Raw genomic sequence first — 18495 nt, 5'->3', positions numbered from 1 at the left:
TGTGGCCCGCGCTCGCCGCGCCCGGCCTCCCCGTCGTCGCGGGCGGCCGCTCCGCCGGGGCGCGCGTCGCCTGCCGTACCGCCGGGGACCTCGGCGCCGTCGCCGTCCTCGCCCTCTCCTTCCCCCTGCACCCGCCGGGGAAGCCGGAGAAGAGCCGCGCCGGAGAGCTGCTCGGCAGCGGGCTGCCCACGCTCGTCGTACAGGGCGGCAACGACCCCTTCGGCAAGCCCGCCGAGTTCCCTCCTGGCCCCTACGACCTCGCCGAGGTCCCGTACGCGGACCACTCCTTCCACCTGCCGAAGAAGGCCCCCCTCGGGCAGGACGAGGCGGTGAGTCTCCTCACAGCGGCGGTCCGGGACTGGCTGCGCGCGCGGGGCTGAACGGGGCGCGGGAATGCGTCGCGCGGCCCTGGTGTTGTGTCAGCCGTACCGGAACCTCCGGCGTACGAAAGGAAGAGGCCCCGCATGGGAGCGACGATCTGCCCCAGCCGCAGCGTCACAGAACTGGACTGGTCCGTTCTGCACGCGGCGCGCACCACCCGGAACGGCGGCGTGGCCGGAGCCGACCCGAAGGCCCCCGAGGCCCCCGGTCGTCTATTCTCCGAGGCGGGCGCCCGCACCTTCGCGGACGCCGGCACGGTGTCGGAGGAGGTGGGTCGGGTCACTGGGACCGACGCGGGAGAGGACGAGGCGGGGACGCGTTCCGAGGAGAGCGCGGCCGAACGCAGCGCCCGCTTCGAGCGGGACGCCCTCACGTACCTCGACCAGATGTACTCGGCCGCGCTGCGCATGACGCGCAACCCGGCCGACGCCGAGGACCTGGTGCAGGAGACCTACGCGAAGGCGTACGGCTCCTTCCACCAGTTCCGCGAAGGCACCAATCTCAAGGCGTGGCTGTACCGGATCCTCACGAACACGTTCATCAACTCGTACCGCAAGAAGCAGCGCGAACCCCAGCGCAGCGCGGCCGAGGAGATCGAGGACTGGCAGCTCGCGCGTGCCGAGTCGCACATGTCCACCGGTCTGCGCTCCGCCGAGTCGCAGGCCTTGGACCACCTGCCGGACTCGGACGTCAAGTCCGCGCTCCAGGCGATCCCCGAGGAATTCCGCATCGCGGTCTATCTCGCGGACGTCGAGGGCTTTGCCTACAAGGAGATCGCGGACATCATGGGGACACCCATCGGTACGGTGATGTCCCGGCTGCACCGCGGCCGCCGCCAGCTGCGCGGCATGCTGGAGGACTACGCCCGCGAGCGCGGGCTCGTCCCCGCGGGCGTGGGTGGGCCGGACGAGGCGAAAGGCTCGGGCTCATGAGCTGCGGAGAGCCGCACGAGACGGATTGCAGCGAGGTCCTCGACCACCTCTACGAGGTCCTGGACCATGAGCTGCCGGACGCGGAGTGCGTCAAGTACGAGGACCACTTCCAGGAGTGCAACCCCTGCCTGGAGAAGTACGGCCTCGAACAGGCGGTGAAGAAGCTCGTCAAGCGCTGCTGCGGACAGGACGACGTCCCGTCCGACCTGCGCGCCAAGGTGATGGGGCGGATCGAGCTGATCCGCTCCGGCCAGGCGGTGCCCGACGACGACATCTCGCTGCCCGACGCGGTGGAGAGCGCCGTACGGGAGAGCTGAGCGCCCGCCCGAACGTGTACGGAGGCCGCGTCCCGCGAGGGGCGCGGCCTCCGGCGTGCCCGGCTCATCACCGTACGTACCCTCCTTCACCCGTACGAGGGACACGGGCCCCGCGCCCCGGCCCCAGGGCCAGGTCTGGATGCGTCCGGACGGGGTAACCCATGGGTAATGAGCGGGCGCCCGGAGGTCCGTGGTTGGATGCGAGAGCGGGAGCCGGGGGTGCGACGTGCCCGGCTCGCCCGGCGTCGGCGCGGCCACCAGGCCCGTACGGCGGGACAGCGGGCCGCGGCCCCTCCATCGACGGCAGCGGGGATGCAGGCGGGAATCGTGAGGATCTTCGGCAAGGGACGGCACCGGCCCTCCGCCTCCTGGCGGCAGGCCACCGATCGCGCGTTCACCCTCATCGGCGACGGCAGGTACGAGGACGCGGGGGCGCTGCTCACGCGCGCCGCGGACCTGGAGCCGTGGCTCTCGGAGTCCTGGTTCAACCTCGCCCTGCTCCACAAGTTCCGGCACGACTGGGAGGCCGCGCGCACCACCGGGCTGCGCGCGGTGGCCCTCCTCGACCGCTCGGCCGGGGCTCCCGACTGGTGGAACGTGGGGATCGCGGCGACCGCGCTCCAGGACTGGCCGCTCGCCCGGCGGGCCTGGCAGGCGTACGGGCTGCGGCTCCCCGACGGCACGGCCCCCTCCGAGCCGCCCACCGGGATGGCCCTCGGCAGCGCCGCGGTGCGCCTCTCGCCCGAGGGCGAGGCGGAGGTGGTGTGGGGCAGGCGCGTCGATCCGGCGCGCGTCGAGGTCCTGTCGGTGCCGCTGCCCTCCTCCGGGCGGCGCTGGGGCGAGGTCGTCCTGCACGACGGGGTGCCGCACGGGGAGCGGATCACGCCCGAGGGGCAGTCCTTCCCCGTCTTCGACGAGATCGAGCTGTGGGCGCCCTCGCCCGTGCCGACGTGGGTCGTCCTGCTCGACGCCGCCACCGAGGACGACCGCGACGCCCTCGAAAAGCTCGCCTCGGACGCGGGCTACGCGGCGGAGGACTGGACCTCCTCGGTGCGGCTGCTGTGCCGCAGCTGCTCCGAGAGCCGGATGGAGAGCGACGCGGGGGACGGGGAACGGGCCGACCCGCACGACCACAGCGAGCCGGGGGCGCCCGGGCCGCTCGGGCACGCGACCGCCGGGGGGCGGTGGGTGACGGAGCGGGAGTGCGGAGTTGCTGCGCCGGCCGATCTGGTGCGGGGGATTCTCGATACGTGGGTGGCCGACCGGCCGGAGGCGAGGGGCTGGCGGGACCTGGAGGAGGTCTGCTGAAGCCGCCGGCGGGGCGGGCCTCCCGGGGCTCCGCCCCGGACCCCGCTCCTCGAACTCCCCCAGCCTTCGGCCGGGAGGCACCCCCGGCAGGGGCTGACTGTCTGGGCTGGGGTGGGTTTCGGGGCCGCGGCTTCGCGGATTTCGGTCCCTGTAGGGTGGATCGGCACATCCTGCTGGTCGGTTGGCCGGCTGCCTGAAAGGACACTCCGGAGAAGATGGCGCAGCAGACGACCGGCCTCCCCGTCGACGACGAGGGCTACGTGATCGACACGGCCGACACCGAGGAGCGGGAGAGCGCCTACCGGGAGCGCGGTGCGGCGCTGCCGATCACCGTCGTCGGGAACCCCGTGCTGCACAAGGAGTGCGCGGACGTCACCGAGTTCGGGCCCGAGCTGGCCAAGCTCGTGGACGACATGTTCGCGAGCCAGCGCGCCGCCGAGGGCGTGGGGCTCGCCGCGAACCAGGTCGGTGTGGGCCTCAAGGTCTTCGTCTACGACTGCCAGGACGACCAGGGCACGCGGCACGTCGGTGTCGTGTGCAACCCGAAGCTGCGCGACCTGCCCGCCGAGCTGCGTACCCTCGACGACTCCAACGAGGGCTGCCTCTCCGTCCCCGGCGCCTACGCGGCCACCCCCAGGACCGAGTACGCCGAGGTCACCGGCCAGGACGAGCACGGCAACGCGATCAAGGTGCGCGGCACCGGGTACTTCGCGCGCTGCCTCCAGCACGAGACCGACCACCTCTACGGCTACCTCTACCTGGACCGCCTCTCCAAGCGGGACCGCAAGGACGCGCTGAAGCAGATGGCCGAGGGCACCCCGCGCTACGCGACCGTCCCCAACGACTGAGCCCCGGGCCTTCCGGCGACCCAGCGCCGTACCTCTGCCCACGGCTGCGCTCCCCCCGCACTCGTGCGCCCGCGCGTGCGCCCGGCGGTTGTACGAGGTGCGCGGCAGGACCCCAGGCGTCTCCCGCCGCCCGTCCGCCCCAGGACGGGCGGCGGGGCATATTCGCTTGCGATATGACGACCACAGACGATCGGATTCCGGACAAAAACGGGCCGGTTGTCGGCACACCTGAGCGATTCCTCGACGGTATCCATTCCCTTCTCGCCACTTCATAGGGCTGAATGGAATGCGCTGTCGATTTGTGACGCGGCGCCCGCCGGGAGACGGGGCCCGGTGAGCGCGCGTCCGGCTCCCGAAAGGGGTTCGCTCGTGCCTGCTTTCTCCACCCGGGCCACCGCCGCCAGGCCGGTGTCCGTGCCGCCCGCGCTGCAACTCCCGGTAGTCGAAAGGGATTTCACCCGTCGGCTGCACAATTATTGGCCAAAGCTTCAGGTGAAGTCGAAGCTCTGGCTCCAGGAGAAACGCCTCATGGCCCCCGCGGCCGCCGAGGCCCTCGCCGACGAGCTGCGCTACACCGATCTCGTCGCCGGCTACTACCTCGGCGCCTCGGACGCGATGCTCGGCGCCATCGCCGACTTCAGCAGCTGGTTCTTCGCCTGGGACGACCGGCACGACCGGGACGTCGCCCACGCCCGCACCGCCTCCTGGCGCGCCCTGTGCGCGGACCTGCACGCCGCGCTGCGCGATCCCGGTGCCCATCTGCACCACGAGGAGCCGCTGGTGGCGGCCTTCGCCGACTGCCTGCTGCGCATGGGCGAGCCCATGCCCCTCACGTGGCGCGGCCGTTTCGCCCGTCACATGGGCCCCGTCATCGACGCCTACGACCAGGAGTTCCGCAACCGCCTGAGCCGTACCGTCCCCACCGTCGCCGCCTACCTGGAACTGCGGCGCCTCACCTTCGCGCACGAACTCTGGCTCGACCTCCTCGAAGCCGTCGCCGGCGCCGAACTCCCCGCCTCCGTGCGGGAAAGCACCGCGTACCGCACCGCCGGGCTCGCCTGCCAGGATTTCGCCGCCTGGTACAACGACCTCTGCTCGCTGCCGAAGGAAATAGCGGGGGACGAGCTGCACAACCTCGGGATAAGCCTCATCAGGCACGAGGGAATGGAACTCGCGGAAGCCGTCTCCGTCGTGCGCGAGAAAGTCGCGGGACGCGTCACCGCATTCCTTGAAGCGGAAAAGGAATTGCGCGCACTCGCGCATTCCCTCACCGGGCCCGAAAGCGAAGGGGAGGGGGAAGGGGGCGAAAGGGAGAGAGAGCGGATTCGGGCCGTTCTGCTGTCCTGCACCGACAACATGCGGAACTGGTTCCCGTCCGTCTACTGGTTCCATCACGAATCCGGGCGTTATCGCGTCGAGCAATGGGAGGACCCCGCCTGCCCCCCGTACCTCCAGGAGAACGCACCGGCGCGCACCACCCCCGCCGTGCGCCCCGCCGACACCCCCCGGGTCGGCCGCCAGCGCGGCCCGCACGAAGAGGAGGGCACCGTATGAGCCCGCGTACGCCCCCCACCGCGCCCCCCGAGGGCACCCCGCGCCCCGCACCGCTCGCCGCCGGAGGCCTCCCGCTCCTCGGCCACGCCCCCGCCCTCGCCCGCGGCCCGCTCGCCTTCCTCGAAGGGCTCCGCGCGCACGGCGAGATCGTACGGATCGCGCTCGGGCCCAAACAGGTCCTCGCCGTCTGCGCCCCCGACCTCGTCGGCACCCTCCTGACCCGCCCCGAGTTCACCGTCGGCGGACCGCTCTGGGACACCCTGGAGATCCTGCTCGGCAAGGGGGTGGCGACGAGCAACGGCCCCCGCCACCGCCGCCAGCGCCGCACCATCCAGCCCGCCTTCCGCCCCGAGCGGATCGCCTCCTACGCGCGCGTGATGACCGAGGAGGCGGTACGGACCTCGACGTCGTGGCGCGACGGCGAGATCACCGACGTCGGCGCGGAGATGTTCCGTACCGGCGTCCGGATCGTCTCCCGCTCCCTGCTGGAGGTCGACGCGAGCGGCACCGAACTCGCCGACCGGATCGCGCACGCCCTGCACACCGTCTTCGGCGGCCTCTACCAGCGGATGATCCTCTCCTTCGGGCCGCTGCACCGCCTGCCGACCCCCGCCAATCGCCGCTTCAACGCGGCCCTCGCGGAACTGCACACCCTTGTGCGCCAGTTGGTGAGCGAGGCGCGCGCGAACGATTCCGGCGAACCCGCGCCCGACGACGACCTGCTCTCCGTACTCCTTCACGCCACCGACGAGAACGGCGCCCCACTGCCCGACGAGGAGATTCACGACAACGTCGTATCCCTAGTCGTCGCGGCGGCCGAAAATGTCGCAGCGACACTCGCCTGGACCTTTCACCTCCTCGCCCAGCACCCCGACTGGGAACGCGCCTTGCGCGCGGAGGTGGAATCGGTCGCGCCGGACCGCCCCGTCGATTTCGAGGATCTTCCGAAACTCGCCCTCACCCGGAATCTTGTCAGCGAATCCATGCGGATACGCCCGGCGGCATGGATATTCACCCGCAGGGCCGCGAACGACACCGAACTCGGCGGCTATCGCGTCCCCGCGGGGACCGACGTGCTCTACAGCCCCTGGGCCCTCCAGCACGATGCGAGGTCCTTCCCCGAACCGCACCGCTTCGACCCCGACCGCTGGCTCCCCGAACGCGCCGCCGGCATTCCCCGGCACGCCTTCATCCCCTTCGGCATCGGCAACCGCAAATGCCCCGGCGACATCTACAGCCTCACCGAACTCGCCCTCGTCCTCGCCAACACCGTCCGCGACTGGCACGTCGAGACCGTCCCCGGGCGCACCGACCCGCGCCCGCGCATCGGCATCACGCTCCAGCCCCGCGCCACCGTGCTCCGCGTCCGGCGCGCCTGAGACCCCGGGCACGCCAAAGGGGGCCGGGTCCCGTACGGAACCCGGCCCCCTCGGGGAAGATCGGCGCCTACACCGCCTGCGACCTAGAAGTCGTCGTCGAAGGAGACCGAACCCTCGACCGCGACCTGGTAGGCCGAGGGCCGCCGCTCGAAGAAGTTCGTCAGCTCCTGCACACCCTGGAGCTCCATGAAGGAGAAGGGGTTGCTGGAGCCGTACACCGGCGAGAAGCCGAGGCGCACGAGGCGCTGGTCGGCGACGCACTGGAGGTACTCGCGCATCGACTCGGTGTTCATGCCGGGCAGGCCGTCACCGCACAGGTCGCGCGCGAACTGGAGTTCCGCGTCGACCGCCCCGGCGAGCATCTCCTTGACCTCGGCCTCCAGCTTGTCGTCGAAGAGCTCCGGCTCCTCCTTGCGGACCGTGTCGACGACGTCGAAGGCGAAACTCATGTGCATCGTCTCGTCGCGGAAGACCCAGTTGGTGCCCGTCGCGAGACCGTGCAGCAGGCCGCGCGAGCGGAACCAGTACACGTAGGCGAAGGCGCCGTAGAAGAAGAGGCCCTCGATGCACGCCGCGAAGCAGATCAGGTTGAGCAGGAACCGCCGCCGGTCGGACTGCGACTCCAGGCGGTCGATCTTCTCGACCTCGTCGATCCACTTGAAGCAGAACTCGGCCTTCGCGCGGATGGACGGGATGTTCTCCACGGCGGCGAACGCGGCCGCGCGGTCGTCCGGGTCGGGCAGGTACGTGTCGAGCAGCGTCAGGTAGAACTGCACGTGCACGGCCTCCTCGAAGAGCTGCCGGCTCAGGTAGAGCCGCGCCTCCGGGGAGTTGATGTGCTTGTACAGCGTCAGCACCAGGTTGTTCGAAACGATCGAGTCGCCCGTCGCGAAGAACGCGACCAGACGGCCGATGAGGTGCTGCTCACCGGGCGTGAGCTTCGCGAGGTCGGAGACGTCCGAGTGGAGGTCGACCTCCTCGACGGTCCACGTGTTCTTGATCGCGTCCCGGTAGCGCTCGTAGAAGTCCGGGTAGCGCATGGGGCGCAGGGTCAGCTCGAAGCCGGGGTCCAGGAGGTTCTGGTTGCGCTTCTTCTGCTCGGGAAGGGTGGATTCGGACATTACTGGCAGGCCTCGCAGGACTCGGGGTTCTCCAGGGAGCAGGCGATCGCCTCGGCGTCCGCGACGCTCGGCGCGGCGGGCGTGGCCTGCTCCGGGATGGGTGCGGCGGCGGCGGCCGAGGCACCGGCCGCGCGCGCGATGCGCGTCGCGGGACGCGAGCGCAGGTAGTACGTCGTCTTCAGGCCCTTGTTCCAGGCGTGCGCGTACATCGAGGAGAGCTTGCCGATCGTCGGCGTCTCCATGAACAGGTTGAGCGACTGGCTCTGGTCGAGGAAGGCGGTGCGCTCGGCGGCCATGTCGATGAGGCCGCGCTGCGGAAGCTCCCACGCCGTGCGGTACAGCGCGCGGACCTCCTCGGGAATCCAGTTGAAGCCCTGGACCGAGCCGTTCGCCTCGCGCAGCGCCTCACGGGTGCGCGCGTCCCACACGCCGAGCTTCTTCAGGTCCTCGACGAGGTAGCCGTTGACCTGGAGGAACTCACCGCTGAGCGTCTCGCGCTTGAAGAGGTTGGAGACCTGCGGCTCGACGCACTCGTAGACGCCGGCGATCGAGGCGATCGTCGCGGTCGGCGCGATCGCGAGGAGCAGCGAGTTGCGCATGCCGCTCTGGGCGATACGGGCGCGCAGCGCCTCCCACCGCTCGGGCCAGGTCCGCTCCACGTCGTAGTGGTCGGGGTGCAGGACGCCGCGCGCCGTGCGGGTCTTCTCCCAGGCGGGGACCGGGCCGTGCTTCTCGGCGAGGTCAGCGGACGCCTCGTAGGCGGCGAGCATGATGCGCTCGGCGATACGGGTCGAGACGGCCTTCGCCTCGGCCGAGTCGAAGGGCAGCCGCAGCTTGAAGAAGACGTCCTGGAGGCCCATCGCGCCCAGGCCCACGGGGCGCCAGCGGGCGTTGGAGGCGGCGGACTGTTCGGTCGGGTAGAAGTTGATGTCCACGACGCGGTCGAGGAAGGTGACGGCCGTGCGGACGGTCTCGTCCAGGCGCTCCCAGTCGATCGTGCCGTTCTCGACGAACGCGCCGAGGTTGATCGAGCCGAGGTTGCACACGGCGGTCTCGCCGTCGTCGGTGACCTCGATGATCTCGGTGCACAGGTTCGAGGAGTGGACGACGCTGCCGGGCTCGGCGGTCTGGTTCGCGGTGCGGTTGGAGTGGTCCTTGAAGGTCATCCAGCCCTGGCCGGTCTGCGCGAGGGTACGCATCATGCGGCCGTACAGCTCGCGCGCCGGGATCGTCTTGCGGGCCAGGCCCTTCGCCTCGGCGGCGCGGTACGTGGCCTCGAACTCCTCGCCCCACTGGTCGGTCAGCTCGGGCACGTCGGCCGGCGAGAAGAGCGACCAGTCGGCGTCGGCGGCGACGCGGCGCATGAACTCGTCGGGAATCCAGTGCGCGAGGTTGAGGTGGTGGGTGCGGCGCTGGTCCTCGCCCGTGTTGTCGCGCAGCTCCAGGAACTCCTCGATGTCGGAGTGCCACGTCTCCAGGTAGACGGCGGCGGCGCCCTTGCGGCGCCCGCCCTGGTTGACGGCGGCGACGGAGGAGTCGAGCGTCTTGAGGAAGGGGACGATGCCGTTCGAGTGCCCGTTGGTGCCCCGGATCAGCGAACCGCGCGAGCGGATGCGGGAGTAGGCGATGCCGATGCCGCCCGCGTGCTTGGAGAGCCGCGCGACCTGGAGGTAGCGCTCGTAGATCGAGTCCAGCTCGTCCTTCGGCGAGTCGAGGAGGTAGCACGAGGACATCTGCGGGTGCCGCGTACCGGAGTTGAAGAGCGTCGGCGAGGAGGGCAGGTAGTCCAGGCGGCTCATGAGCCGGTACAGGCTCGCGACCTCCTCGACGGCCGGGAGGCTGTCGTCGGCGGCGAGCCCGGCGGCGACGCGCAGCAGGAAGAACTGCGGGGTCTCGACGACCTTGCGCGTGATCGGGTGCCGCAGCAGGTAGCGGCTGTAGAGGGTGCGCAGGCCGAAGTAGCCGAAGCGGTCGTCGCCCTCGGTGTCGACGAGCGCGTCCAGGCGGGCGGCGTGCGCGGCGACGAACTCCGCCGTGCGGTCGCCGATCAGGCCCTCGCGGTGGCCCACGGCGACGGAGGCCGCGAAGCCGCTCGCGCCCTGCCCGGCGGCCTCCTCGGCGATCGCGAGGGCCAGCAGGCGGGCCGCGAGCCGGGAGTAGGCGGGGTCCTCGGAGATGAGCCCGGCGGCGGCCTCGGTGGCCAGCTCGCGCAGCTCCGCCTCGTCGGCGTGGGCGCTGCGGCCGCGCAGGGCGGCGGCGGCGACCCGGCCGGGGTCGGTGTCGGGGAGATCGGCGGTGAGTTCCGTGAGGGTCCGCAACAGGGCGGTCCCGGGAAGGTCCTGCTCGGCCGCGACCGATGAGGCGGGATCTGCTGGCGCGATGGTCACTGGGGTGGCTCTCCCTCGCTCGGCTGGGGGCCTCGGGTGCGGGGCGGCGACGGGACGACGGCAGCACTTTCGGGCACACCGCGTCACGTCCCCGGCCCTTTCCGCGGGGCCCGGACGTCTGGCGCCGTGCCCGGGCGGGGCGGCGGCGCGCTTTCGGCAGGTCATCGGACTCGCGACACGCCCCGTGGCGTGTCGCACACCGTTGCGGGACAGTCCCGGACTCGCACCGGATTCCCCTGCCGACAGCGAGGAAGAGCATACATCTGGGGGGCGGGCGGGAAAGGAGGCCCCAGATGTTGTGTCGGGGGTGGGGACTGTTACATGCGGGTCAACGGTTGTGGGGTGCCGACAAGGTCCCCTGTGCCCGGTGGGGTGACGGGGGGCGGTGGGGGCGGCGGCGTCGATCGTATGGCTTGAGGGGACTCCACAAGCGGGGTGGTACGGAGTTTTTACCGGGGGGAGCGAGTGGCGCGCGTGTTCGGATTCCGGTCGCTGTCAGTGAGGGGGCATCAGGGCATGCGCAAACGCCGGAGGGGCTGCGTCGCGCAGCCCCTCCGGCGGGTTCGGGAGCGGGGTCCGGGGCGGAGCCCCGTGAGGCCCCGCCCCGGATGTCAGTGCCCCGCGGTCTCCGGCACCGCCGGCGGCAACTCCTGCTTCACGCCGGGATCGCCCGCGTCCGCCACGTAGTCCGACGGCTGGGTCTCGTCCACGCCGTCCGGTGCCTTGAAGGCCCGCAGGACGAACGTGAGCACGACGGTGACCACGACGTTCAGGACGATCGCCGTCATCCCGATGTACCCGATCTCGCCCAGCCCCGGGATCTCCTTCGAGGAGCCCCCGAAGTGATCCTGCGTCGGCGAGGACGTCGACCAGGCCGCCCAGGTCCCGTACGCCATCCCGACCGCCCAGCCGGCGAGCAGCGCCCAGCGGTGGAACCACCGCGTGAAGAGGCCGCCGACGAGCGCGGGGAGCGTCTGGAGAATCCAGATGCCGCCGAGGAGCTGGAAGTTGATCGCGACGGTCTTGTCCATGCCGAGCACGAAGATCAGCGCGCCGACCTTCACGAGCAGCGAGACGAGCTTGGAGATCCTCGCCTCCTGCGCCGGGGTCGCGTCCGGCTTCAGGAAGTCCTTGTAGATGTTGCGCGTGAAGAGGTTCGCCGCGGCGATCGACATGATCGCCGCCGGGACGAGCGCGCCGATGCCGATCGCGGCGAAAGCCACTCCGGCGAACCAGTCCGGGAACATGTTCTCGAAGAGCTGCGGGATCGCGAGCTGCCCGTTGCTCACCTTGACGCCGCTCGCGATCGCCATGAAGCCGAGGAGCGCGAGCAGCCCCAGCATGAGCGAGTACAGCGGCAGGATCGTGGTGTTGCGCCGGATCACGTTCCGCTTGCTGGAGGAGAGCGTCGCCGTCACCGAGTGCGGGTACATGAAGAGCGCGAGCGCCGAGCCGAGCGCGAGCGTCGCGTACCCCCACTGGCCCGCCTCGCCCGGTGCGAGGGCGCCCTTCGGCTGGCCCGTCGCCGGGTTCTTCTGCGAGAGCGCGTCGCCGGCCTTCGCGAAGATGTCGTCGAATCCACCGAGTTTGATCGGGATGTAGATGATCGCGACCGCGATGACGAGGTAGATCAGCCCGTCCTTGACAAAGGCGATCAGCGCCGGGGCCCGCAGTCCGGAGGAGTACGTGTACGCGGCGAGTACGGCGAAAGCGATCAGAAGTGGCAGGTCCTTGACAAACCAGTTCGTGTCGTCGCCGCCGCCCACGCCCATGACGTCCAGGACCGCCTGGATGCCGACGAGTTGCAGCGCGATGTACGGCATCGTGGCGAGGATGCCGGTGAGCGCGACCGCGAGCGAGAGCCCCTTCGAGCCGAAGCGGCCCCGGACGAAGTCCGAGGTCGTCACGTACCCGTGCCGGTGCGAGACCGACCACAGGCGGGGCAGGAAGGTGAAGATGAGCGGGTAGACGAGGATCGTGTACGGCACGGCGTAGAAGCCGGCCGCGCCGCCCGCGTAGATCGCCGCGGGCACCGCCACGAAGGTGTAGGCGGTGTACAGGTCGCCGCCGAGCAGGAACCAGGTCACCCAGGTACCGAACGAGCGCCCGCCGAGGCCCCATTCGTCCAGGCTCTCCACGCCGGAGCGCCGCCAGCGCGCCGCGAGGAAGCCCATGACGGTGACGACGAGGAAGAAGAAGATGAAGACCGCGAGCGCGATCCCGTTGACGCCGTCCTTCACTTGACCTCACCGCCCCGCGCGGCGCGTCGCACGCGCTGGTCGTGCTGCCACAACTTGTAGGCGAGGAAGGTCAGTCCGCTGGAGATGAAGACCCAGAGCATCTGGTACCAGTAGAAGAACGGAATCCCGATGAACGTCGGGTCGATCTTCGCGTACGAACCCACCCACAGCATCGCCACGAAAGGCGCGACGAGACAGAGCCCGACCACGATCCGCAAAGGGGTCACGACCGGCAGCGTCCCGCCACCTCCCCCCGGCTCGGCCGTCGTTCCCGCTTCCTGCGCCATGTTCCGGCTCCCCTCGTCTCCCCGCGCACCTCGGTGTGCGCGGGCACGCGTCGCCGCACGCGACGCGACGGCGGAAATGTAGGGCAGTTACCGGCCAGGCAACACCCCTGTACCGCATAGCGGACGCGTTCGGGCGGTCGCCCGCGCCCGGGGTGTCCGGGGGTGTGCGCGGGCGGGGGTTTTTGTCCTTCGGGAGGTAACGGGAGTTACGGGCGGCGCAGGTTGGCCACGAACTTGTAACGGTCGCCGCGGTAGACGGAGCGCACCCACTCCACCGGTTCCCCGCGCCCGTCCACCGAGTGGCGCGAGAGCAGCAGCATCGGCAGGCCGACGTCCGTGCCGAGCAGCGACGCCTCGCGCGGCGTGGCGAGCGAGGTCTCGATGGTCTCCTCGGCCTCGGCGAGCCGCACGTCGTAGACCTCGGCGAGCGCCGTGTAGAGGGACGTGTACTTGACGAGGGAGCGGCGCAGCGCGGGGAAGCGCTTGGCCGCCAGGTGCGTCGTCTCGATCGCCATCGGCTCGCCGCTCGCGAGGCGCAGCCGCTCGATGCGCAGCACCCTGCCGCCCGTGTCGATGTCGAGCAGCCCGGCGAGGCGTTCGTCGGCGGTGACGTAGCCGATGTCCAGGAGCTGGGAGGTCGGTTCCAGGCCCTGGGCGCGCATGTCCTCGGTGTACGAGGTCAGTTGCAGCGTCTGGGAGACCTTCGGCTTCGCGACGAAGGTGCCCTTGCCCTGGATGCGTTCGAGCCGGCCTTCGACGACGAGTTCCTGGAGCGCCTGGCGCACGGTCGTGCGGGAGGTGTCGAACTCGGCGGCGAGCGCGCGTTCGGGGGGCACCGGGCTGCCGGGGGGCAGGGTGCGGGTCATGTCCTGGAGGTGGCGTTTGAGGTGGTAGTACTTCGGCACCCGGGCGGTGCGCGCGGGTGCCGAAGGGGCCGTGCCGGCCTTGGTCGCGGCGGCCTTGGTGTCCGGGCCGGATCGCGTCCTGCCCCCGTCGGTGCCCATTCTTCGCGCTCGCCTCTCCGGCTCGGCGGCCGTCGTGGGGACCGGCCGCTCCTGGGTGCTTGTGGTGCCGTACCGCTTGTGGTGCGGTGGTGTTCGTGCGGTGGTGCTGTTGGCGCCGCCCATCGTGGCACGGCCGCCCGGGCGCAGGGGGCCGGGTCCGTCTGCCCCCGTCCGCCCGCTTGACGCACGGAGTTCAGGTACCGGTCCGATAACGGAGCGGACAGCCCCTCTTATACACCCTTGACACCCCTAAAGGTCTAGGCCAAGCTCCGGGGTACTGGTCTACACCATTAACGACCAGGTCCCAGTCCCGCGAGTGCTGCCTTTCGTGTGCCGTCGCTGTGGGTGGGGGGTTGCTGGAATCCCTGAGGAGGGTGGCGTGAAGCGCAAGCTCATAGCGGCGATCGGCGCTGTCGTGATGATCGGTTCGGTCGCGGCGTGTGGCTCGGACGACGACTCGTCGTCGAAGGCGTCGGGCAAGGACGGCTACAAGGGCCAGACCCTGACGGTCTGGGTCATGGACGGCTCGGCGCCCGACCAGTGGCAGAAGGACCTCACCGCCGCCTTCGAGAAGAAGACCAAGGCCAAGGTCAAGTTCGAGATCCAGCAGTGGAACGGCATCCAGCAGAAGCTGACCACCTCGCTCTCCGAGTCGAACCCGCCGGACGTCTTCGAGGTCGGCAACACCCAGACCCCCTCGTACGCCCAGAGCGGCGGCCTGGCCGACCTCGGTGACCTGAAGTCCTCCATCGGCTCCGACTGGACCGAGTCGATCAACAAGTCGGCGATCGTGGACGGCAAGCAGTACGCCGCTCCGTGGTACGTCGCCAACCGCGTCGTCCTCTACAACAAGAAGATCTGGAAGGACGCGGGGATCACCGACACCCCGAAGACGCGGGACGAGTTCTACAAGGACCTCCAGCAGATCGGCAAGAAGACCAAGGCCGAGCCGATCTACCTGCCGGGCCAGAACTGGTACCACTTCGTCGGCCTCACCATCGGCGAGGGCGCCGAGCTGGTCAAGAAGGACGGCGACAAGTACGTCTCCAACCTGGCCGACCCGAAGGTCACCGCCGCCATGGAGACCTACAAGAAGTTCCAGGCGCTCTCCAAGGCCCCCAAGGACAAGGACGAGGCCACCCCGCAGCAGGGCGAGGTCTTCGCCAAGGGCAAGACCGGCGCCTTCATCGGCATGGGCTGGGAGGCCGGCATCGCCATCAAGGCGAACCCGGCGATCGAGAAGGAGATCGGTTACTTCACGATCCCCGGCGCCACCGCCGACAAGCCCGAGGGCGTCTTCCTCGGCGGCTCCAACCTCGCCGTCGCCGAGGGCAGCAAGAAGCAGGACCTCGCCAAGGAGTTCCTGAAGCTCGCGCTCTCCGACAAGTTCGAGGGCCAGCTCGCCAAGGAAGGCGGGGTCATCCCCAACAAGACCTCCCTGGAGAGCAACCTCGACGGCAACCCGGCCGCCCAGGCCGCCGCGCCCGCCGCCGCCGGTGGCGGCACCACGCCGCTCATCCCGGAGTGGGCCCCGGTCGAGAACGCCCCGAACCCGATCAAGACCTACATGACGGCCGTCCTGAAGGGGAAGTCCCCGGCGGACGCGGCCAAGCAGGTCGAGGGCGAGTTCAACAAGCGCCTCGCGCAGCAGCAGTAAGCAGCACCCCGGCCGGGAGCCGGGCGGGGGACACCGCGCGGACGGTGCTCCCCGCCCCGGCCCCCGGCCCCGCCGCGTACGGGTCCAGGCCGTGCCCGGCGCCGCGTACGTACGAGCCCGGGCCGCGGTCCCCGCCGGCCCGCCCCGTACCCGTAGAGCAGGACAGGCCCGTACGAGCAGGACGGCCGCCAGGAGCGGGCGCGCGGGCGGCAGGCCCAGAAAGCGAAGGCGAGCATGACAGTGGAGACCCCACTCCCGGGCACGGACCCGGGGCCGGTCAAGGTGAAGACCGGGAGCGGACCGGGCTCCGGACCGGGCACGGCGGCGAGGGCCGCGCGGCGCAGAGCCCTGACCCCGTACCTCCTGCTGCTGCCCGCCGTCCTCGCGACGCTGGTGCTGCTCGGCTGGCCGCTGGTCAAGAACCTGATCCTGTCCTTCCAGAACCTCAACATGCGCCAGTTCATCCAGCGCGTGACCGAGTGGACGGGCTTCCACAACTACCAGGACGTCCTCGGCGGCTCGGAGTTCTGGCGCGTCACGCTGCGCTCGGTGCTCTTCACCGGCGTCAACGTCATCCTGATCATGGCGCTCGGCTCGCTCATCGGGCTGCTCCTCGCGCGCCTCGGCCGCCGGATGCGCGTCTTCCTCCTCATCGGCCTCGTCCTCGCCTGGGCGATGCCCGTCATCGCCGCGACGACCGTCTACCAGTGGCTCTTCGCCGAGCGCTTCGGCGTCGTCAACTACGTGCTGGACAAGCTCGGCTGGCACTCGATGGCCGACTTCTCCTGGACGAGCAGCCAGTTCTCGACGTTCTTCGTGATCACCTGGCTCATCGTCTGGCAGTCGATCCCCTTCGTGGCGATCAACCTCTACGCGGCCACCACGACGATCCCGAAGGAGCTGTACGAGGCCGCCTCGCTCGACGGCGCCGGGGTCTGGAAGTCCTTCAGGAACGTGACCTTCCCCTTCCTGCGGCCCTTCCTCTTCGCCACGACCTTCCTCGAAGTCATCTGGGTCTTCAAGGCGTTCGCCCAGGTCTTCGCCTTCAACGAGGGCGGCCCGGACCGGCTCACCGAGATCCTGCCCGTCTACGCCTACATCGAGGGCATGGGCAACCAGCACTTCGGCATGGGCGCGGCGATCTCCTTCCTGACGCTGCTCATCCTGCTCGGCCTGACCTCGTACTACCTCCGGATCGTTCTGAAGCAAGGGGAGGACGAGCTGTGAAGCGCTCTCTCTTCGGCCGCGTGTGGCCCAACGTCGTCGCGGTCCTGCTGTTCATCGGCTTCGTCTTCCCCGTCTACTGGATGTTCTCGACGGCCTTCAAGCCGACCGGCGACATCATCAGCGAGACGCCCGTCTGGTTCCCCACCGACTTCACCTTCGAGCACTTCAAGACGGCGGTGCACGCCGAGAATTTCTGGCACCTCGTCGTCAACTCGCTCACCGTCACGATCCTGGCCGTCGCCGGCTCCCTGATCCTCGCGCTCGCCGGGGCCTTCGCCCTGAGCCGGATGCGCTTCAAGGGCCGCAAGGGCTTCGTCGTCGGCTTCATGATCGCCCAGATGGCGCCCTGGGAGGTCATGGTCATCGCGATCTACATGATCGTGCGCGACGCGGACATGCTCAACAGCCTCGTCCCGCTCACGCTCTTCTACCTCGTGATGATCCTGCCCTTCACGCTCCTGACCCTGCGCGGCTTCGTCGGCGCGATCCCGGTCGAGCTGGAGGAGTCCGCGATGGTCGACGGCTGCACCCGGCCGCAGGCGTTCCGCCGTGTGATCCTGCCGCTCCTCGCGCCAGGGCTCATGTCCACCTCGCTCTTCGGCTTCATCACCGCGTGGAACGAGTTCCCGCTCGTCCTGGTCCTCAACAAGGAGAAGGACGCGCAGACCCTCCCGCTCTGGCTCTCCTCCTTCCAGACCAACTTCGGCGACGACTGGGGCGCCACGATGGCCGCCTCCTCGCTCTTCGCGGTGCCGATCCTGATCCTCTTCGTCTTCCTCCAGCGCAAGGCCGTGTCCGGCCTCACCGACGGCGCCGTGAAGGGATAACACCCCATGACCACGCTCATCAGCGCCCCCGACACCCTCACCCGCGACGCCCTCACCGTCCTCCAGCCCGGCTTCGCCGGCACCACCGCGCCCGACTGGCTGCTGCGCCGCATCGGCGAAGGACTCGCCTCCGTCGGCCTCTTCGGCCGCAACATCGCGGGCGACGAACAACTCGCGGCCCTCACCGCCCAGCTCCGCGCGGAGCGCGAGGACATCCTCGTCGCGATCGACGAGGAGGGCGGCGACGTCACCCGCCTCGACGTCGCCACCGGCTCCTTCATCCCGGGCAACCTCGCCCTCGGCGCCGTCGACGACCCCGCCCTGACCCGCTCCGTCGCCGCCGAACTCGGCCGCCGCCTCGCCGCCTGCGGGGTCCACTTCAACTGGGCGCCGTCCGCCGACGTCAACTCCGACCCGGACAACCCCGTCATCGGCGTCCGCTCCTTCGGCGCCGACCCGGGCCTCGTCGCCCGGCACACCGCCGCCTACGTCGAAGGGCTCCAGTCCGCCGGCGTCATCGCCTGCGTCAAGCACTTCCCCGGCCACGGCGACACCAACGTCGACTCCCACCTCGCGCTGCCCCGCATCGACGCGGACGCCGCCACCCTGCGCGCCCGCGAACTCGCCCCCTTCCGCGCCGCGATCGCCTCCGGCAGCCGCGCCCTCATGAGCGCCCACATCGTCGTGCCCGCGCTCGACGCGGAACTCCCCGCGACCCTCAGCCACCGCATCCTCACCGGCCTCCTGCGCGAGGAACTGGGCTACGAGGGGCTCATCGTCACCGACGGCATGGAGATGCGCGCGATCGCCGGCACGTACGGCATCGAGCGCGGCACCGTCCTCGCGATCGCCGCCGGGGCCGACGCGATCTGCGTCGGCGGCGGACTCCACGACGAGGGCATCGTCCTCGCCCTGCGCGACGCGCTCGTCGCGGCGGTACGGGACGGCTCGCTGCCCGAGGAACGCCTCGCCGACGCCGCCGAGCGCGTCCGCGCGCTGGCCCGCTGGACCCGTACCACCGCCGCC

At 70.4% G+C, this 18495-nt stretch carries 16 protein-coding genes and 1 riboswitch; of the genes, 11 read left to right on the top strand and 5 right to left on the bottom strand.

Features of this window, described 5'->3' with window-relative positions:
* From G3I42_RS24155 to G3I42_RS24125, 7 genes are all read left to right on the top strand, one after another.
* A partial coding sequence (locus G3I42_RS24155) for an alpha/beta family hydrolase (RefSeq protein WP_343244646.1) occupies positions 1-380 on the top strand: 380 nt, incomplete at its 5' end.
* A gap of 84 nt (positions 381-464) precedes the next feature.
* Positions 465-1313 (top strand): sigma-70 family RNA polymerase sigma factor, encoded by an 849-nt coding sequence (locus G3I42_RS24150; RefSeq protein ID WP_164289244.1) that lies wholly within the window; start codon positions 465-467, stop codon positions 1311-1313.
* Positions 1310-1630, top strand: coding sequence for a mycothiol system anti-sigma-R factor (gene rsrA, locus G3I42_RS24145; RefSeq protein ID WP_164289242.1), 321 nt, complete (start codon positions 1310-1312; stop codon positions 1628-1630). The genes G3I42_RS24150 and rsrA overlap by 4 nt, the downstream gene beginning before the upstream one ends.
* Positions 1631-1957: 327 nt before the next feature.
* Positions 1958-2938: a hypothetical protein gene (locus G3I42_RS24140; protein WP_164289240.1), complete on the top strand. Its 981-nt coding sequence runs from the start codon at positions 1958-1960 to the stop codon at positions 2936-2938.
* 215 nt (positions 2939-3153) lie between these two features.
* Positions 3154-3786 (top strand): peptide deformylase, encoded by a 633-nt coding sequence (gene def, locus G3I42_RS24135; protein ID WP_164289238.1) that lies wholly within the window; start codon positions 3154-3156, stop codon positions 3784-3786.
* Between the two features lie 492 nt (positions 3787-4278).
* A complete protein-coding gene (locus G3I42_RS24130; protein ID WP_164289236.1) occupies positions 4279-5340 on the top strand; it encodes a multidrug MFS transporter in 1062 nt (353 codons plus the stop codon).
* Positions 5337-6719 (top strand): cytochrome P450, encoded by a 1383-nt coding sequence (locus G3I42_RS24125; protein WP_164289234.1) that lies wholly within the window; start codon positions 5337-5339, stop codon positions 6717-6719. The genes G3I42_RS24130 and G3I42_RS24125 overlap by 4 nt, the downstream gene beginning before the upstream one ends.
* A gap of 83 nt (positions 6720-6802) precedes the next feature.
* On the opposite strand, the gene G3I42_RS24120 is transcribed toward G3I42_RS24125, so the two are convergent.
* From G3I42_RS24120 to G3I42_RS24100, 5 genes are all read right to left on the bottom strand, one after another.
* Positions 6803-7840, bottom strand: a complete 1038-nt coding sequence (locus tag G3I42_RS24120; protein ID WP_164289232.1) for a ribonucleotide-diphosphate reductase subunit beta — start codon at positions 7838-7840, stop codon at positions 6803-6805.
* Positions 7840-10227, bottom strand: a complete 2388-nt coding sequence (locus tag G3I42_RS24115) for a ribonucleoside-diphosphate reductase subunit alpha (protein WP_164289230.1) — start codon at positions 10225-10227, stop codon at positions 7840-7842. The genes G3I42_RS24120 and G3I42_RS24115 overlap by 1 nt, the downstream gene beginning before the upstream one ends.
* A 137-nt stretch (positions 10228-10364) precedes the next feature.
* Positions 10365-10486, bottom strand: a riboswitch (cobalamin riboswitch).
* 352 nt (positions 10487-10838) lie between these two features.
* Positions 10839-12467 carry a sodium:solute symporter family protein gene (locus tag G3I42_RS24110; RefSeq protein WP_164289228.1) on the bottom strand — a complete coding sequence of 543 codons (1629 nt, stop codon included), beginning with the start codon at positions 12465-12467 and terminating at the stop codon, positions 10839-10841.
* Positions 12464-12754 (bottom strand): DUF3311 domain-containing protein, encoded by a 291-nt coding sequence (locus G3I42_RS24105; protein WP_164289227.1) that lies wholly within the window; start codon positions 12752-12754, stop codon positions 12464-12466. Before G3I42_RS24105 ends, G3I42_RS24110 begins: the two co-directional genes overlap by 4 nt.
* A 206-nt stretch (positions 12755-12960) precedes the next feature.
* Positions 12961-13758, bottom strand: coding sequence for a GntR family transcriptional regulator (locus G3I42_RS24100; RefSeq protein ID WP_164289225.1), 798 nt, complete (start codon positions 13756-13758; stop codon positions 12961-12963).
* Between the two features lie 379 nt (positions 13759-14137).
* Between G3I42_RS24100 and G3I42_RS24095 the strand changes: the two genes are divergently transcribed.
* The 4 genes from G3I42_RS24095 to G3I42_RS24080 form a co-directional block, all read left to right on the top strand.
* Positions 14138-15415, top strand: coding sequence for an extracellular solute-binding protein (locus G3I42_RS24095; protein WP_164289223.1), 1278 nt, complete (start codon positions 14138-14140; stop codon positions 15413-15415).
* 234 nt (positions 15416-15649) lie between these two features.
* Positions 15650-16642 (top strand): sugar ABC transporter permease, encoded by a 993-nt coding sequence (locus G3I42_RS24090; protein ID WP_164289221.1) that lies wholly within the window; start codon positions 15650-15652, stop codon positions 16640-16642.
* Complete coding sequence (locus tag G3I42_RS24085) at positions 16639-17469, top strand: carbohydrate ABC transporter permease (RefSeq protein ID WP_164289218.1); 831 nt, start codon at positions 16639-16641, stop codon at positions 17467-17469. The genes G3I42_RS24090 and G3I42_RS24085 overlap by 4 nt, the downstream gene beginning before the upstream one ends.
* A 6-nt stretch (positions 17470-17475) precedes the next feature.
* Positions 17476-18495 (top strand): glycoside hydrolase family 3 protein (locus G3I42_RS24080; protein ID WP_164289217.1); only part of this gene is annotated, 1020 nt, incomplete at its 3' end.

This window comes from Streptomyces sp. SID11385, assembly GCF_010548245.1.
Lineage (GTDB): Bacteria > Actinomycetota > Actinomycetes > Streptomycetales > Streptomycetaceae > Streptomyces.
This window is presented reverse-complemented; position numbering and strand designations above follow the sequence as displayed.

Excerpts from the sequence above, each read along its gene's own strand:
- def (WP_164289238.1), top strand. The coding sequence starts at position 3,154 with ATGGCGCAGCAGACGACCGGCCTCCCCGTCGACGACGAGGGCTACGTG.
- G3I42_RS24120 (WP_164289232.1), bottom strand. The coding sequence starts at position 7,840 with ATGTCCGAATCCACCCTTCCCGAGCAGAAGAAGCGCAACCAGAACCTC.
- G3I42_RS24100 (WP_164289225.1), bottom strand. The coding sequence starts at position 13,758 with ATGGGCACCGACGGGGGCAGGACGCGATCCGGCCCGGACACCAAGGCC.
- rsrA (WP_164289242.1), top strand. The coding sequence starts at position 1,310 with ATGAGCTGCGGAGAGCCGCACGAGACGGATTGCAGCGAGGTCCTCGAC.
- G3I42_RS24090 (WP_164289221.1), top strand. The coding sequence starts at position 15,650 with ATGACAGTGGAGACCCCACTCCCGGGCACGGACCCGGGGCCGGTCAAG.
- G3I42_RS24125 (WP_164289234.1), top strand. The coding sequence starts at position 5,337 with ATGAGCCCGCGTACGCCCCCCACCGCGCCCCCCGAGGGCACCCCGCGC.
- G3I42_RS24150 (WP_164289244.1), top strand. The coding sequence starts at position 465 with ATGGGAGCGACGATCTGCCCCAGCCGCAGCGTCACAGAACTGGACTGG.
- G3I42_RS24105 (WP_164289227.1), bottom strand. The coding sequence starts at position 12,754 with ATGGCGCAGGAAGCGGGAACGACGGCCGAGCCGGGGGGAGGTGGCGGG.